Here is a 16,280-nt window from a genome sequence, read left to right on the forward strand (position 1 = left end):
TAGAACCGTAGTGATGGAATCGCGTCAGCTAGATTTCGAAATCGGTAAGGCTTTTCGGCAGCATGGCCACGCGCAGCGCATTTAACACTGCAAGTACATCGATCAGCTCCTGAGCGACCGCGCCCATTACGGGAGGGAGCCAGCCTAAGGATGCGAATAGCATCCCAATGATACTCAATCCCATTCCGCCAAGTGCGCTCTCAAGGGCAATCCTTCGCATTCTTGTGCCAATGTGCAGGAATTCGTCGACTTTAGACAGTGATGAATCCATGATGACAGCGCCCGCCGCTTCACTCGTCACATCGCTATTTTGACCGAACGCGATACCGACCGTTGCGGCCAGCAACGCCGGTGCGTCGTTGATGCCGTCACCGACGTACAAAGTCCGAGCACGCTTCGTTTCCTCTCTAACAATCTGCAGCTTATCTTCTGGACTCTTCTCGGCATAAATTTCGCTGATTCCTACTAGATCCGCAAGATACCGGACCTCGGATTCACGATCACCCGAAACGATCATCACGCGATCGATATTGTGCCGCGGGCCCAAGTGGTTGATGAAGGGCGCGCCGTCGGTTCGCGGAGTGTCCCGAAATTGATAAGTCGCGGCATAGATGTCGTTGACTAGAATTACACACTCTAATCCTACTGCTAATGGCGGTAGCTTGGCAAATTGCTCCGGTGCTAATTCTCGTAATTTGTTGCGGCTAGTTACTGATACGGAACTAGCGGCAACGTTGCCGGTCAGACCGGTCCCCGGTTTTTCGCTGATGCTGTCGACTTCCAACAGCTTCAGGCCACGCGTCTGCGCAGCTGTCAACACAGCTTGGGCAAGTGGATGTTTTGAATATTTTTCGATGCTCGCGACCAACTGCAGGACATGGTCTTCATCAAATCCTGTTTCGACAATCTGTGTTGACAAGGTCGGCTTGCCATAGGTCAGTGTGCCTGTCTTGTCCAGAATCATGGTGCGGCAGGTCGACGCTTGTTCGAGCGCCGCTGGATCACGCACGATAATCGCTCGCTTGGCTGCCAACGATACCGAGCCGATGATTGCAACAGGAATCGCAATCAAAAGAGGGCAAGGCGTTGCAACGACCAGCACTGCAAGAAAACGCACGGCTTCGCCAGAGAACATCCAAGCAATCAGTGCAATGGTGACGGCGATTGGAGTATAGATAGCGCCCAATTGATCGCCCAGACGCCTGATACGTGGCCGCTGTTGCTGTGAAGTCTGCATTACCGTCATAATTTTGGCGTAACGCGAGTCTTTAGCAACCTGTTCGGCGCGAATCGTCAGAGCCGCATTGCCATTAATAGCACCAGAGAGCACATTGGATCCCGGTGTTTTCGAAAGCAAGTAAGGCTCGCCGGTTAGGTACGATTCGTCCATCGATCCGTGACCTTCGACCACCACGCCGTCGACCGGACAGATCTCGTGAGGATAAACGACCAGCAAGTCGCCTACTAGGACCTTGTCCATTGCTACGTCAACTAACGCATCGGATCGCTTGACATGCGCGATCGAAGGGATCCGGCTCGCCAGTGCTTCCAGGACTGATGACGCGCTGCGGACTGCGTAAGCTTCGATCGCTTCGCCTCCCGAGAGCATCAGAACGACGATTGTTCCTGCCAAATATTCTTCGAGTACGATTGCCGTTACGATGGAGATTCCTGCCAGCAAATCGGAACCGAACTCATGCCGCAGCAATTTTTTTAGCAAGTCCCAAACAAGTGGTACGCCGCCCAACGTCAACGCGATCCACAGTGGAACGTTCGATGCAAGCTCGTTTGCCCCCAGGGCAAAGCGAAGCAGCAGATGCATTGCGATTGCAACTGTTGCCAAGATGGCGATGGCGTTTTGTTTCTGAGAAATCCAGTTCAAATTTTCCGTCCAAACTATGGTCGACCATTTTTGCCAACTGACACTAAAATTCTGGCCTCGCTGACTTTTGATTAGTGTACCAGACAAACACCATCATCGAATACAGCGATCAATCCGCAACTCCCCATCTCCTTCCAATCAAGCGTTTGTTGTAAACTAAATTCAACGAATGGCGGGTAACGCTGACGTCAAGAAGTTGGCGTACAAGTGGTGACGAGTTGCGAAATGAAGCCGCCAACAGACAATCTGTCACTCAGATGCCGGATGTCAGCAATGCCAACCATAGCTTGGTCCGTAACAGTGGCCCAAGCGAAATGAACAAGACCTAGAATCTTAAAGCGGTTCAATTGAATTATGAAACAACACTCCCCACAGTTCCTGAAGATCACTTTTGAAGCAGCCGCTCGTGTCCGACACTGTACTGTGGACGATGTAAAACTGAAAATGGATGACAAAGAGGATTTCGTACTGATCGACGTCCGCGAGGAGAGTGAATATGCGGCTGGTAAAATTCCGGGAGCGGTTCACTTGAGCAAGGGAATCATCGAACGCGATATCGAAAAGCGATTTCCCGAGCCTAACACGCCATTGATCCTGTACTGCGGTGGGGGTTTTCGATCAGCTATGGCGGCTGACAATCTGCAAAAAATGGGCTATACGAACGTGACGTCCATGGATGGCGGTTGGTCTGCTTGGAATGAAGCAAGATTTCCAACTGAGTGAGTTGCGTACGGAGCCCACGCCGTGATTGGTACTGTGAAGTAAATGCTGTCGGAAACTGAGAGTCATCCATCGCGCAAACGTGCTCCCAGCGTTGCAATAAGGGCGCTGCTTATCACAATAGCACTCGTAGGGATCGGCTCTCTCGCCGCTTCGTTCTTGCCCTACGCTTCGTTTCGCAGTTGGTTGGACGGATATTCTGGCGACGGCACCGCGGATGCTTACACGCCCGAGGTTCATCGTCGTGTCAGTGCAGCGTTGTTCGCGTTCAGTGCGGCGGTTATCACGCTGGCGATCATAGGTTGGAGTTTGCGGCAGCGAATCGACCGCCGTTTCCAACAATCGCTTCAGATTCTAAGGGCCGACGTATCAGATGCATTGCGGGTAAGTCGAACTGCAACCCGGGCAACGTGGCTTTGCATCACTGCCGTTGTTGCCATCACCATTTCTGTGCCACTAATGTTCATGGATGAACCCGTACGGTATGACGAAGCACATACTTATGTGAACTACGCTTCGGAACCGCTCTTTATTGCGATGACGAAGTACGACGCACCTAACAATCATCTGCTTCATTCAGTCTTGGCCAATATCAGTCTGCGGCTATTGGGTGACAACTTGGTCGCCTTACGCTTGCCGGTCTGGTTCAGCACGATCGTTGCGGCACTACTGACGTTGCTAGCAGGCAAACTCATATTCAGAAATCATGTAGGTCACGTTGCTGCTCTGGTTTTAGTCTCAATGCCGACTTTTCTGGAATCTGCGACAAACGCTCGCGGCCATATGATGGCGGGGTCGTTCTTGACTTTAGCAGTAGTCGCATTCGAACTGCTGCGGCGTCGACCGAGCGACATATGGATACAACTTCAGTTGTCGGTCGCTGTGGCTGGGGCGTTATGTACTGTACCGACAGCGGTATATGGGGTCGCTTTACTAACGTTGTGGATTCTGCTTCGTCCACTCATGGCGAATGACGCTGCGAACGAGCACGCTGTCAATTATGCTTCCCAAGTTCTTCGTCCAATCGTGGCGCTCGGGCTGGCTGGAGGTCTTACTCTATTATTCTATGGTCCGTTGCTAATCACCAATCAACTTCAAGAAATACTGCAAGTCATTGGAGGGGAGAAAAGTTCGCCTTATGAAACGCTCCAGAGATTTCCAGCCTACCTGAACGATTGCCGCCATTGGTTGTTGTGGAGCATACCGGTGCCGATCCAAATTGTGCTCTTAATTGGTTTTATAGTAGGCTTTTTTCCTTTGGATCACCTGCGGAATGGACTCGCACGCTTGGCGTGCCTTTTGGGCCTTGTGGGCTTGGTCGTTATTCATGGCACTCTGCCCCCGGAACGGGTCTGGATTATGTTCTTGCCAGCCTTTGCACTCGTGACAGCGGCAGGCTTTAGGAACATCTTGAGCTTCGCGCCCATCCGAGCACAAAATGTTGCCACGACGGGAGTGGTGTTGGTTATCTTAGCGGTGAATTTGTCGCTTCTAGGCTGGAACCAAGCGATCCACACAACGGCGCGCCATGGAACGCTTCGCAATGCCGTTGACGTTGCCGCATGGCTCTCGACGAACTCAGTAAAGAATCAACCAATCGCCGTCGTAACGCCGGCGTCTGCCCCGATCATTTATCATTTTAAACGCAACGCTTGGAATATGAATCACTTTCAGGTGCCGGGTAGTGGACTTACCGATGATTCTTCCGTTTTGGTAGTAACAACGTCAGATGATAGAAGCAATGTTATCGATGTGTTAGCGGAGCTAAAGATGGATCGCCTGTTTGATCCAGCGAGCGCTGTTTTGGTCAAGCGATATGACGTTCATGACGGCTCTGTGGTCGTCATCTGGCGAGTTACAAGCTTGGGCGAACCAAAAAGAACTAACTCGGCGTTCGACGGAGATAATCGCTAGGGTGCGCGGTTTAGTAGAATTGGCGGAGCCGTCACTCTAATTCGATCTCCCGCAAATCATCGGGATTGTTTGCAATAACAAGACGGCGACCAGGAGTTATGTGCCCGCCTACGGTAAACCAATCGCTAGGCAAGTCGGGCGTTCCGACCAGCTCGACCGTCCAGCGTCGAGGACCGCGCTCGTTGGGCGGACGGTTCCACTGGATGTCGATCTTTCGAGCGATCCCGCTTTCGATATCGGCCCATAGTTCGATCGTGTTTGGAAAAGCCTTGCGTCTGCGCTTCAATTTTCCCACTACGTGCTGACAATCAATCATCTGAGCTGGATCGGCGGCATCCGGGATCGATTGTTCCGGCAATAGTTCAAGTTCGTAAAATGCCTCTAACTGATCAAGCATTTCGCTCAGGTGCAGTGAAATATTAGGAAGTTCTTGTCTGCTAAGCCAACCGCCGACGATACTCTGCCCGCCGATGTACGCTGGGCCGCGACGCGGCACAAGCCATCGATCTTTGGAATCGCCACCGATCCAAACTTCGCCCATGCGACGTACTCCCGGATGGCGAAGCACAAATTTTTCTTCGTCGTTTAAATATAAAGTGGCTTCAACTTGGTGCGTTTGAGCCGGTGATCGTTGGTGCTCGATTGAAACGCGATACTCGCGTGTTGACGGAGCCGATGTCAATGACCGGACAACCGCTGCGTATGCTTGGTTGGAAGGAGCCGACTCCGATGTGAACAAAGTGAAGGCCAGGAAAACTGTGGCGGCCAACGCGATCGGAATCAACGCATATACAATTCGGCGTTTCGCTGTGAGAATGGAACGCTCCCCCATCTTGCCCAGTACTGCCTGAATCGATCCTTCCATTGCAGAGTTGTCATCGATGTAGACTTGCTCGAGAAGCGTTTCCAGGAGTGCATCGTCAAGTTTGGTTTGTTGCTCGCGTGTCATACTCATATTGTGTCTCCTATCGGTTGAGAGACATCAGCCTGCGCTGCGGACAATTTCAGCTCCAAGCATGCGAGCAAACGTTGCTTGGCACGGACCAATCGCTTCTTGACCGTTTCGAGCCCAACATCGATTTGCGCTGCGATCGCTGCTGGCATCAGTTCAGACTTGAATCGCAATTCGACACACTGCCGATCGTGGTCAGGAAGTTTAGCAATACAATCGCGCAGTGCGTCGAGTTTTTCGTCGAGCGTGTCGCCAGCCAGATGATGGACTTCGTCAAGTCGTTGACTGAGGTATTCGAGATCTGCTTCGTCGGATACTAGAAGCATGCGGTGGGATTTACGACGATAGCTCAGCAGAAGCTTGCCGGCGATCCCACGCAACCAGGGGCCGAAGGGCCGCGACCGATCGAATTCGTCTAGCTTTCTCCAGGCAACGAGCATCGTTTCTTGCCAGATGTCGTCAGCGAAGTTCGAATCGCAGCCTGATGCACGCAAAAACGCGAACAAAGAGCGTGAATTCTCACGCATCAGGATCTCGAAAAGCTCTTTACCGTCCAAGAAATTCCTACCAACTAAAAGGCGATAACGTTCAGCGAGGACGCATTTCGAGCTCGCCTAATAATCATTGCCGATCCGTAGGCGATAGAGGACAAAAGAACGGCAACTAGCGAGTTTTTTTGGAGCACTTGTTACCCAATTACTCCACACTCTCGTGCCCAGGCTCCGCCTGGGAGCCAGTAATGCTCCTCGTTCCCAGGCTCCGCCTGGGCACGCACCGCCTTGGAGGCTCTGCCTCTCTTCTGCAGTTTGGTTGGTTTGGGAAATAGCAGGCAGAGCCTGCTGTGCATTGGGTTACCAGGCAGAGCCTGGGAACCAGTAAGCCAGTAATGATGCTCGCCCCAGGAAGAGCCTGGGAGCCACTTTATGATTAGCTCACGGTCCAGGTGTCCGAACCGGTTAGCAATTTCTGCAGGTCGCCTGGACCACGCTTGCTAATCGCTTCGTCGATTTGCCCACGAACGCCGTCGTCGAACGTCTCATCACTGATCTGACGGAAGACCCCGATCGGTTCTGGGAACTCAGGCTTACGCATTCTAGCCAGCAAGAACGGGTACATGATGTCCGCTTGCTCGTCATGGAACAGCAAGTCATCTTCCTTCACACCACTCTTCTCCAAGTCGACGATTTCGAGCTTCAAACCATCGAGTCGAATTCCTTTATTCTTGTCCTTACCAAAGATCAACGGCTTTCCATGCTGAAGTTCGATCGTATGATCATCGCGAGTCGCTTTGTCTTGAGCGTACGACCAAGCACCATCGTTAAACACATTGCAGTTCTGGTAGACTTCAACGAACGAAGTACCTTTGTGAGCCGCGGCGCGCTTAAGCGTTTCACCGAGATGTTTGATATGCACATCGATCGACCTAGCAACGAATGTCGCTTGAGCTCCCAAGGCGATCATCAACGGGTTCAAAGGATGATCGACGGCTCCCATGGGCGAGCTCTTCGTGATCTGGCCTTCGTGGCTGGTTGGCGAATACTGACCTTTGGTCAAACCGTAGATTCGGTTGTTGAACAGAATGATGTTTACGTCCAAGTTGCGACGCAAACAATGAATAAAGTGGTTTCCACCAATGCTCAGTGCATCGCCGTCACCGGTGATAACCCAGACACTCAGTTCAGGCCGAGTCACCTTCAGGCCAGTTGCGATGGCTGGAGCACGACCATGGATCGAGTGAACACCGTATGTATTCACATAATACGGAAAGCGGCTTGAGCATCCGATACCGGAAACAAAAACCGTCTTCTCGGGTGGAACGCCGATTTCAGGCAGTACTTTCTTCATCTGAGCCAGAATCGAGTAGTCGCCGCATCCTGGGCACCATCGTACATCCTGATCACTTGCAAAATCGCCGGCAGTAAGAACTGGTAGTGTCGCTGTCATTATATTGTCTACTGAAAAATCGATGGATTAACTTTAAGTCGGTTCAGCGAACGCAGGAAGCGTCGCTCGGAAGAATTCGATGCCTGCGTCGACTAAGAAGCCGCACGCGAACTAGCAGCCTTGTCGCAGTTGGTGAGTTCGCAGATCTTTTCAACAAGCTCGCTGACGGCAAAAGGTTTGCCCTTCACCTTGTTGAAACCGATCGCATCAACCAAATATTTGCTGCGGATCAGCATGCGGAGTTGGCCAAGGTTGAGTTCGGGAATGAGCACTTTTTCGTAACGGCTAATGATTTCACCCAGATTGCTGGGGAAAGGATTCAGGTAGCGGATATGAGCGTGTGCGACGCTGCGGCCTTCACTGCGGGCTTGATTGACGGCGGTAAAGACCGCTCCATAAGTGCCACCCCATGAGAGGACGAGAAGCTCGCCTTCGCTAGGTCCATCGACTTGTTGGGGAGGTAGGAGTTGAGCGGCGTTCGCAACCTTTTGAGCGCGAATGTTGACCATCTTCTGATGGTTTTCCGCATCGTAGGAAATGTTTCCAGTGCCATCTTCTTTTTCCAAACCACCGACTCGATGCATCAATTCTGGCGTGCCAGGGATCGCCCACGGACGAGCCAGCATTGCGTCGCGTCCATATGGCAGGAATGGACCATCGTGGTCGTTGCGTTGCGGATGCTTGATCACCATATGCAGCAGGTCGTCGACTTGTGGTACCAGCCAAGGCTCGGAACCGTTTGCGATGTAACCATCCGACAGGATCGTGACGGGTGTCATGAGCTTGGTAGCCAACATCCACGCTTCCATCACGATGTTAAAGCAGTCGGCGGGCGATTGTGCCGCAAGGACTGGCATCGGTGCTTCCCCGTTTCGCCCGAAGAGCACTTGCAGCAAATCGCTCTGTTCCGTTTTTGTAGGCAACCCGGTGCTAGGGCCACCACGTTGAATGTTCAGTAGAATCAACGGCAGCTCAAGCATTACCGCCAACCCCATCGCTTCGCCTTTGAGCGCTACGCCAGGACCGCTGCTGCAAGTCACCGCCATTTGCCCGCCGTAGGCTGCTCCGATCGCAGCACAAGCCGCAGCGATTTCGTCCTCTGCTTGGAAAGTGCAGACGCCGAAATTCTTCATCTTGACCAGCTCGTGCAAGATATCGCTGGCCGGAGTAATCGGGTACGAACCATAGAACAGCTCTTTGCCAGAGCGTTTTGCAGCGGCGACTAAACCCAAGGCCATCGCTTGGTTACCCATGATGTTGCGGTAAACACCAGGCTTGAGTCGCGCTGGCTGAACCGCGTAGCTCATCGGCAACGCTTCGATCGTTTCACCGAACGCCCAACCGGCATTCAGAGCCTTCTCATTGGCATGTGCCAAGTTCGGATCTTTGGTAGCAAACTTCCCGCGGATAAACTTTACGGTCGGTTCCATGCTGCGACCATACAGCCAATAGACCAATCCCATCGCGAAAAAGTTCTTGCAACGATCCGCTTCCTTGACGCTAAGACCAAATTCAGCCACTGCTTCTTTGGTAATTCGAGTTAGAGGAACTTTGACGACGTTGTAGTTCTCCATCGCCGGATCATCGAGCGGATTCGTTCGCAGCTTAGCTAGCTTGAGGTCTTTATCTTCAAAGCTATCCTCGTTAACGATGAGTGTGCCACCCGGACGCAAGTCAGGCAGGTTGGTCACGAGCGCCGCCGGGTTCATCGCAACAAGCGTATCGACGGTGTCGCCTGGCGTATGAACTTCGTGCGAAGCAAATTGAACTTGAAAGCCCGAAACACCACCGCGTGTGCCGCGTGGAGCGCGAATTTCCGCCGGAAAGTCTGGGAATGTCGCTACGTCGTTGCCTGCGAGAGCGGAAGTGTTGGTGAGCTGCGTACCGAGCAACTGCATGCCGTCTCCGGAGTCCCCGGCGAGACGGACGGTAACACCACTGACAACTTGAACCTTTTTGGCAACTGAATTATTGGACATTTGAAGTAGATGGCAAAAGTCTGATTGATGCGCAGAAGATGCGCTATTTTAGCGATAGTATCGATCGTAGCGACTGTAACGTTTAGCTATTTTGGCGAAGAAACGCGCCTTTGAACACGCCAAAACAATCGTTTTCTTTGGCTCAAGCCTTGCAATCGGCAAAGTCGATACAAGCCAACATGTATGCCGACGTCGCGAGGCGGGGTGTCGCCATCGTTGTTCTTTGCCCAGTTCGCTAAAGTTCGGACTGTCAAGCTTGTAGAAAAAGCTGCAAATTGTTCAATTTATAGGTCGCTGGACCGCTTTGTCACTCTACCGCAATTGGAAGCGCATTCATGAGTTCGATCGTCAGACTTTCCTTGGTCTTGCACAATCATCAACCAATCGGAAACTTTGATGGGGTTATCGAACAAGCTTATCAGGATAGCTATTTGCCGTTTCTGGAAGTTTTCGAACCCTACGACAAGATTCGAATCGGACTGCATACTAGCGGCCCTCTGATGCTTTGGTTCGCCGACAAGCATCCAGAATACTTGGATCGCTTGCGTAGTTTGGTCGACGCTGGCCGCATCGAGATCTTGGGCGGGCCCTTTTATGAACCCATCCTTACGATGCTGCCAAGTCGAGACCGAATTGGCCAGATCCAAAAATATACGAGTTGGTTGAGCCATCAATTTAATACGAACATCCACGGTATGTGGATGCCTGAACGTGTTTGGGAAAGCCAACTGGTTCGTGACGTAGTTCCCGCAGGCATGCAGTACACGATTCTTGACGACTTCCATTTTCGCGCTGCAGGATACTCCGCTGACTCGCTTACCAACTACTTTGCAACCGAAGATGACGGGTACGTGCTTCGCGTTTTTCCAGGCAGCGAACGACTAAGGTACCTAATCCCCTTTGCCGCACCTCATGAAACCATCGACTACTGTCGATCCTTTGCTCAAGCGAATCCTGGTGGCAGCCTTGTGTTTGGTGACGATGGCGAGAAATTCGGCACTTGGCCCAACACCAAAGTGCACGTTTATGAACAAGGTTGGCTGCGTCGGTTCCTCGACTTGCTATCCGAAAACAGCGATTGGTTGATCACTTGCGGACCGAGCGAAATCATTCGACAAACGCCGCCCGCTGGCCGAGCCTTTTTGCCAGACTGCTCCTACCGCGAGATGACGGAATGGGCGTTGCCGGTCGAACAGCAACTGACCTATGACGAAATTACGCACGAGTTAGAAAGTGACTCACGCTGGCCGACAATCTCGAAATTCGTACGCGGCGGGATTTGGCGAAACTTCCGTGTCAAATACTCAGAAGCCAACGAGATGTACTGCCGCATGCTGGAAGTCAGCAAGAACCTGGAAAAAACGCGACGTAGCGATTCGGCGGACGCTTCGCTGTTGAATCAAATCGAAGACCACTTGTACCGCGGACAATGTAATTGTCCATATTGGCATGGTGCGTTTGGCGGCATCTACCTTCCGCACTTGCGAAATGCGACTTACAGCGAATTTATCGCCGCCGACAACTTGCTCGAAGCAGCGAATGGCCAGTCGGGCAACTGGATCGATGCGAAGACCGACGACTTCGATAAAGATCTATATCCTGAAGTGCGCTTATCGAATGAGCACCAAGTCGCTTACGTAGCACCCTATCGCGGCGGCATGCTCTACGAACTTGATATTCGACAAGTAAAACATAACTTGCTCGCGGGCTTGCAGCGCCGACCTGAAAGCTACCACCAGAAAGTTCTCGCCGGTGTGCCTCAGGATGGCAACGAATCGGCTAGCATCCACGATCGCGTGGTCTTTAAGCAAGCAGGCTTGAACGAGTTGCTGCACTACGACAATCATCCTCGCAAGGCACTTATCGACCATTTTTACGATAACGACCTCGATCCGCAGACGCTCGTGAATAACAAAGCGATGGAGCGAGGCGACTTTGTCAATTGCCCGTATGAAGCGAAAATTCGTCGAGGCTCCGACAAGATTCAACTGCACATGAAACGCGATGGGAATGCTTGGGGGGTACCGCTGACCGTTACCAAGGCAATTACCATGTCCGCCGGTTCCGACGCGTTGCACATCGCCTACCTTTTGGAAGGCCTTCCGCAGCACGAGTCGTTCCACTTCGCAGTTGAATGGAACTGGGCGGGGTTGCCGGCTGGAGCGGACGATCGCTTCTACTTCGATTGCACCGGAGCAAAGATGGGACACCTTGGCAATCGACTCGACTTGCACGACGTCCAGCACCTAGGGCTGATCGACCAGTGGCTTGGTCTGTCGGTCCAGTATGAGCTAAATCGTCCGACATCGATCTGGACCTACCCGGTTGAAACGGTAAGTCAAAGCGAAGCCGGATTTGAGCTCGTTCATCAATGCGTATGCGTGATGCCGCATTGGTTGGTGCGTGGCGATAGCGAAGGCCGTTGGTCGGTTGCCATGGAGATTTCGTTTGCCGCTGAACATCAACCGCAGCCACGCACAAGCAGCTTGACGGCGACCGCGCGAGTTTAACTCGTAGCAGTATCACTCCGAGACAAAAGATTGCGACTCGGAGCAGTTCGGCTTCGCACAGCAAACGCAAAACGCCACCAAGTTATCTTGGTGGCGTTGCAATTTTAACGAGTTCTCAGTCTCTCGACATTACTTCTTCTTGGTCGAAGCACGCAGAGCCGATTGAGCGGCTGCGAGGCGAGCGATCGGCACGCGGAACGGCGAGCAGCTCACGTAATCGAGTCCAACTTGGCTGCAGAATTCGATCGACGCAGGGTCTCCACCATGCTCGCCGCAGATACCAAGCTTCAGGCCCTTCTTGACGTCGCGACCCTTCTTCACAGCCATCTCGACCAGTTGTCCAACGCCGCTGGTGTCGAGGGATTGGAACGGATCGTTCAACAAGATGTCATGATGCAGGTAATCTGGCAGGAACGAGTTGGTATCGTCACGGCTGAAACCAAAGGTCATTTGAGTCAAATCGTTGGTACCAAAGCTAAAGAAGTCCGCTTGGTTAGCGATTTCATTCGCAGTCAGTGCCGCGCGAGGTACTTCGATCATCGTGCCGATCAAGATATCGAGCTTGCCCTTGAAGCCCTTGTCCTTGATGACAGTCGCGATCGTTTCTTCGGTCTTGGCTCGCAAGATCTTCAATTCCGATTCGCTTCCAACGAGCGGAATCATGATTTCAGGAATTGCGTCGATCTTCTTGCCCTTGCAGACGATCGCAGCTTCGACGATAGCGCGAACTTGCATCTCCAGAATTTCTGGATAGGTAATGCACAGTCGGCAACCGCGATGGCCTAACATCGGATTAAACTCGTGGAGGGCATCGACGCGAGCCTTGATATCGGCAGGCTTGACTCCCATTTCGGCAGCCATTTCCTTTTGCCCCTTTTCATCATGAGGTACAAACTCATGCAAAGGTGGATCAAGCAGACGAACGGTGACAGGTAGTCCCTTCATCGCAGTGAAGATGCCGACGAAGTCATCACGTTGGAACGGCAGCAGTTTTGCAAGAGCCTTGCGACGCGCTTCTTCAGTCGACGCAAGAATCATCTCGCGGATTGCTTTGGTGCGATCGCCACCGAAGAACATGTGTTCTGTTCGGCAAAGTCCGATTCCTTCAGCACCGAACTCGCGAGCACGGATGCTGTCCGCAGGCGAATCGGCGTTGGTTCGGATCTTCAAGACGCGGTATTCATCAGCCCACTTCATCAGTTTAGCGAAATCGCCCGACAAGCTGGCTGGCTGAGTCTCGACCGAACCTGCGGCAACTTCACCGGTCGTACCGTTGATGCTCAGGATGTCTTTTTCGCCGTAGGTCTTACCATCGATCACAGCCTTTTTAGCTTTCAGATCGATCTTAACACCGCTGGCTCCAGCGACGCAGCAGCGTCCCCAACCGCGAGCAACCACGGCCGCGTGCGAAGTCATACCGCCGGTGCTGGTCAGAATACCAGCGGCAGCGTGCATACCGTCAACGTCCTCTGGACTCGTTTCTTTGCGGATCAAGAGAACCTTTTCACCCTTCAGTGCACGAGCCTTGGCGTCTTCTGGCGTGAACGCAAGCGCTCCCACAGCCGCGCCTGGCGAAGCTGGCAAACCCTTAGCGATCTTCTTCGCTTTGTCCCACGCTTCAGGCTTGAAGCTCGGGAGCAAAAGCTGTGTTAGGTCGCTCGCAGGCACTCGCAAAATCGCGGTCCGCTCGTCGATCAGCTTTTCCTTCACCATGTCGCAAGCAAGCTTGACGGCGGCAGCACCTGTTCGCTTACCGTTTCGAGTTTGCAACATGTAGAGTGTACCGCGTTCAATGGTGAACTCTATATCTTGCATGTCCTTGTAGTGCTTCTCAAGCGTATCTTTGATTTCCATCAACTGCTTGTAGACGACCTTGTTCCACTTCGACATCTCTTCGGTCGGTTGTGGAGTTCGGATGCCAGCAACAACGTCTTCGCCTTGAGCATTCACGAGGAACTCGCCAAAGAACTTGTTCTCGCCTGTGTTAGGGTTACGAGTAAAGGCAACGCCTGTACCCGAGTCATCGCCCATGTTGCCGTAAACCATCGACTGGCAGTTAACAGCAGTGCCCAACAAGCCACGAATGCCTTCGATTTCGCGGTATTTTACAGCTTTGTCAGCCATCCAGCTCTTGAATACTGCTTCAACCGCTTTCTCCAATTGCTTCATTGGATCTTGCGGGAAGTCTTCCTTGGTGTGCTTCTTGTACAAGGCCTTGTAAGCAACGCACAGTTCCTTGAGTCCTTCGGCAGGTACATCAGTGTCTTCAACAACTTTGTACTTGGCTTTGATCTTGTCGAAAGCTTCTTCAAAGTATTCGTGATGCATGTTCATTACGACGTCGCCGAACATGTTGATCAAACGTCGGTACGCATCGTAAGCGAATCGAGGATTGCTGGTCGCGTTAGCCAAGCCTTCGGTTGAAACGTCGTTCAAACCCAAGTTCAAAATTGTATTCATCATACCGGGCATCGACATCGCTGCACCGGAGCGAACAGAAACCAGCAGCGGATTCTTGTCGTCGCCAAACTTCTTGCCAAGCTCTTTCTCGAGCAGTTTGACATTCTTTGCGACTTCTTCCATCAAACCAGGAGGCATCTTGCGGCCGCTCTTGTAGTACGCGTCGCAAACTTCGGTCGTGATCGTGAAACCTGGAGGCACAGGCAGACCAATGCTTGTCATGTCTGCGAGGTTAGCACCCTTACCGCCCAGGATCGCCTTGCTGACGCCCTTTCCGTCGGTCTTGGTTTTGCCGAAGTAGTAGATCATCTTATTAGCCATAACGAATCCTGTGCAATCAGTCTTTATGAACGGAGAGAATTAACGAAAACGAAATATTCGGCGAGTTGCATGACTGCCGCGTGGAAACCAAATTTTCCACGTATTTTTGAGGCGAAAGTCTAAAGCAGCACCGAAAATGCGTCAATTGGTCTGTTCAGCTTCAGTCGGCTGTTCATTGACGCCAAACGCGCTTACAACGCTCCTGTCGTCTGCCGGATCGATCGTCCGCATATAGAGTTGTACCGTTCCGTGCGAGATCTTCGGCACGACCAACCGGTCAGCTCGTCGCAGTTGCGTCATGACTTCGTCGCAGGTCGAGGCCGGAACGATCGTGATCAGCGCAGAAGGCAGAACAACATTGGTCCATGGAGCCGGACCAATCGCACAACTGACTTCGCTGACGTCGATCGATTTTACAAATCGTGACGCTTTGATTTGTTCGGCAATCCGTTGAGCTCGATGGGTTTGGTTCGCCATACTCGCCATAAAACTCGCTCCGGTAGGAGAATTCTCCCAAGCGTCCGAGCTTTGATTGTGAGGCAGACTGCCCAATAAAATCGCATTAATTATTGAGGAAGCTGCGAATCCCAACGTCCGCGCGGCTTCGCGCATCGGTTCGACAAAGGAAGCTTTACCGACAATGATGCCGCAGCGCGGGCCTCCCAGAAACGCGTCGCCCGGCAGCACGACCGCTGCCACTCCGGCACTAATCCGCTCCTGGACCGGAGTTGCTGTGGCGACAATTTTTCGCAAGTCACACAGACTTCCGTCGTAACGAAGCTCCAAAAGCGGCAGATTCCTTTTCTTACTTTCTTGCAAAAAAAGCTCGCAAATCGCACCTTGGCCAGCTTCATCGTTGTCGGAAATCGACGGCGAAAGCGAAAATAACGCCTTCTTCGCCTCGCCAGAACTTTCCGCCAACCCGCCGGCCAGATCATCCGCAGAGCAGGTGTTGACCGCTCCGATTTCGATCGTTTTGCCAAACCGCTGAAAAATCGAAAAAACATCTCCGCCATCATGCAAACGCATGGCAGCGCTGCGAGGAATGACCCATCCGTCCCGCGCGTCGGGATGAATCGCGGCACACTGAAGGGCGGTCGCGATATTGTGGACAACCAAGGCCGATTCAGCGCCCGTTGCATCCATCAACAGCTTTTCAGTCTCGCTGCGAATTGAGCTGTCGTCGGAATAGCCAGCAGAAACACGCGAGTAGGCGGCTGCGGCGGCGTCGGTGAGAGCAGGCGAGGACCACTTGTTCGAGAAAATTTCGCCCGTCGCATTCACGATCGGCGCGGTAGCCGACGGCGCGTGAGCTGTCCAACGGCCACTAACCGAATCGATCCAGCGTTTGGCCTGCTGCAGCGAATCCTGCAATTGTGCGGTCCCCCACTCAGTCGTTGCGCCGACTTGTTGAGCGGCATCTTTGACTGTCTGCACAATTTGAGGCTGGTTCAACAAGTCGACGACACGACGGACAGCGTCATTGGGCAGATCTTTGAAGAAAGGTGGTAATCGCATCGTCGAGTAGACTCCATTGGAAACACGCATTAAGGCAACGCCGCCAAACGCTCCGCGACTTGCTGACCATGATCTTACTC

The 16,280-nt window shown here is 52.6% G+C and carries 10 protein-coding genes; 3 read left to right on the plus strand and 7 right to left on the minus strand.

The genetic code is table 11. From position 1 onward, the window contains the following. Window positions 1-28: 28 nt before the first annotated feature. Window positions 29-1,822, minus strand: a complete 1,794-nt coding sequence (locus SH451x_RS08350; protein WP_479362895.1) for a heavy metal translocating P-type ATPase — start codon at window positions 1,820-1,822, stop codon at window positions 29-31. Window positions 1,823-2,236: 414 nt separating this feature from the next. Between SH451x_RS08350 and SH451x_RS08355 the strand changes: the two genes are divergently transcribed. Then, the gene (locus SH451x_RS08355) at window positions 2,237-2,605 is read left to right on the plus strand and encodes a rhodanese-like domain-containing protein (protein WP_479361992.1); all 369 of its coding nucleotides are present in this window, start codon (window positions 2,237-2,239) and stop codon (window positions 2,603-2,605) included. A 42-nt stretch (window positions 2,606-2,647) separates the two neighbouring features. Further along, entirely contained in the window at window positions 2,648-4,516 is a 1,869-nt protein-coding gene (locus SH451x_RS08360; protein ID WP_479361993.1) for an ArnT family glycosyltransferase, read from the plus strand. A gap of 31 nt (window positions 4,517-4,547) precedes the next feature. Here SH451x_RS08360 and SH451x_RS08365 read toward each other — a convergent pair whose 3' ends face one another. From SH451x_RS08365 to SH451x_RS08380, 4 genes are all read right to left on the minus strand, one after another. Then, window positions 4,548-5,471, minus strand: a complete 924-nt coding sequence (locus SH451x_RS08365) for a hypothetical protein (RefSeq protein ID WP_479361994.1) — start codon at window positions 5,469-5,471, stop codon at window positions 4,548-4,550. Further along, window positions 5,468-6,025 (minus strand): sigma-70 family RNA polymerase sigma factor, encoded by a 558-nt coding sequence (locus SH451x_RS08370; RefSeq protein WP_479361995.1) that lies wholly within the window; start codon window positions 6,023-6,025, stop codon window positions 5,468-5,470. Before SH451x_RS08370 ends, SH451x_RS08365 begins: the two co-directional genes overlap by 4 nt. Window positions 6,026-6,395: 370 nt before the next feature. Further along, window positions 6,396-7,412 (minus strand): 2-oxoacid:ferredoxin oxidoreductase subunit beta, encoded by a 1,017-nt coding sequence (locus tag SH451x_RS08375; RefSeq protein WP_479361996.1) that lies wholly within the window; start codon window positions 7,410-7,412, stop codon window positions 6,396-6,398. A 92-nt stretch (window positions 7,413-7,504) separates the two neighbouring features. Continuing rightward, on the minus strand, window positions 7,505-9,391 hold the full coding sequence (locus tag SH451x_RS08380; RefSeq protein WP_479361997.1) for a 2-oxoacid:acceptor oxidoreductase subunit alpha: 1,887 nt from the start codon (window positions 9,389-9,391) through the stop codon (window positions 7,505-7,507). 335 nt (window positions 9,392-9,726) lie between these two features. Here SH451x_RS08380 and SH451x_RS08385 point away from each other — a divergent pair, with 335 nt between their 5' ends. Continuing rightward, on the plus strand, window positions 9,727-11,901 hold the full coding sequence (locus tag SH451x_RS08385) for an alpha-amylase/4-alpha-glucanotransferase domain-containing protein (RefSeq protein WP_479361998.1): 2,175 nt from the start codon (window positions 9,727-9,729) through the stop codon (window positions 11,899-11,901). 129 nt (window positions 11,902-12,030) lie between these two features. Here the strand turns inward: SH451x_RS08385 and ppdK are convergent, their stop codons facing one another. Further along, window positions 12,031-14,682, minus strand: a complete 2,652-nt coding sequence (gene ppdK / locus SH451x_RS08390; protein ID WP_479361999.1) for a pyruvate, phosphate dikinase — start codon at window positions 14,680-14,682, stop codon at window positions 12,031-12,033. 141 nt (window positions 14,683-14,823) lie between these two features. Beyond that, entirely contained in the window at window positions 14,824-16,200 is a 1,377-nt protein-coding gene (locus SH451x_RS08395; protein ID WP_479362000.1) for a hypothetical protein, read from the minus strand. Window positions 16,201-16,280 lie beyond the last annotated feature (80 nt).

This window comes from Njordella aestuarii, from assembly GCF_056494165.1.

What these genes read in the sequence shown, in the direction of transcription:
- SH451x_RS08360 (WP_479361993.1), top strand. Translation starts at nt 2,648, where the DNA reads ATGCTGTCGGAAACTGAGAGTCATCCATCGCGCAAACGTGCTCCCAGC.
- SH451x_RS08380 (WP_479361997.1), bottom strand. Translation starts at nt 9,391, where the DNA reads ATGTCCAATAATTCAGTTGCCAAAAAGGTTCAAGTTGTCAGTGGTGTT.
- SH451x_RS08355 (WP_479361992.1), top strand. Translation starts at nt 2,237, where the DNA reads ATGAAACAACACTCCCCACAGTTCCTGAAGATCACTTTTGAAGCAGCC.
- SH451x_RS08395 (WP_479362000.1), bottom strand. Translation starts at nt 16,200, where the DNA reads ATGCGATTACCACCTTTCTTCAAAGATCTGCCCAATGACGCTGTCCGT.
- SH451x_RS08375 (WP_479361996.1), bottom strand. Translation starts at nt 7,412, where the DNA reads ATGACAGCGACACTACCAGTTCTTACTGCCGGCGATTTTGCAAGTGAT.
- ppdK (WP_479361999.1), bottom strand. Translation starts at nt 14,682, where the DNA reads ATGGCTAATAAGATGATCTACTACTTCGGCAAAACCAAGACCGACGGA.
- SH451x_RS08365 (WP_479361994.1), bottom strand. Translation starts at nt 5,471, where the DNA reads ATGAGTATGACACGCGAGCAACAAACCAAACTTGACGATGCACTCCTG.
- SH451x_RS08385 (WP_479361998.1), top strand. Translation starts at nt 9,727, where the DNA reads ATGAGTTCGATCGTCAGACTTTCCTTGGTCTTGCACAATCATCAACCA.
- SH451x_RS08350 (WP_479362895.1), bottom strand. Translation starts at nt 1,822, where the DNA reads ATGCATCTGCTGCTTCGCTTTGCCCTGGGGGCAAACGAGCTTGCATCG.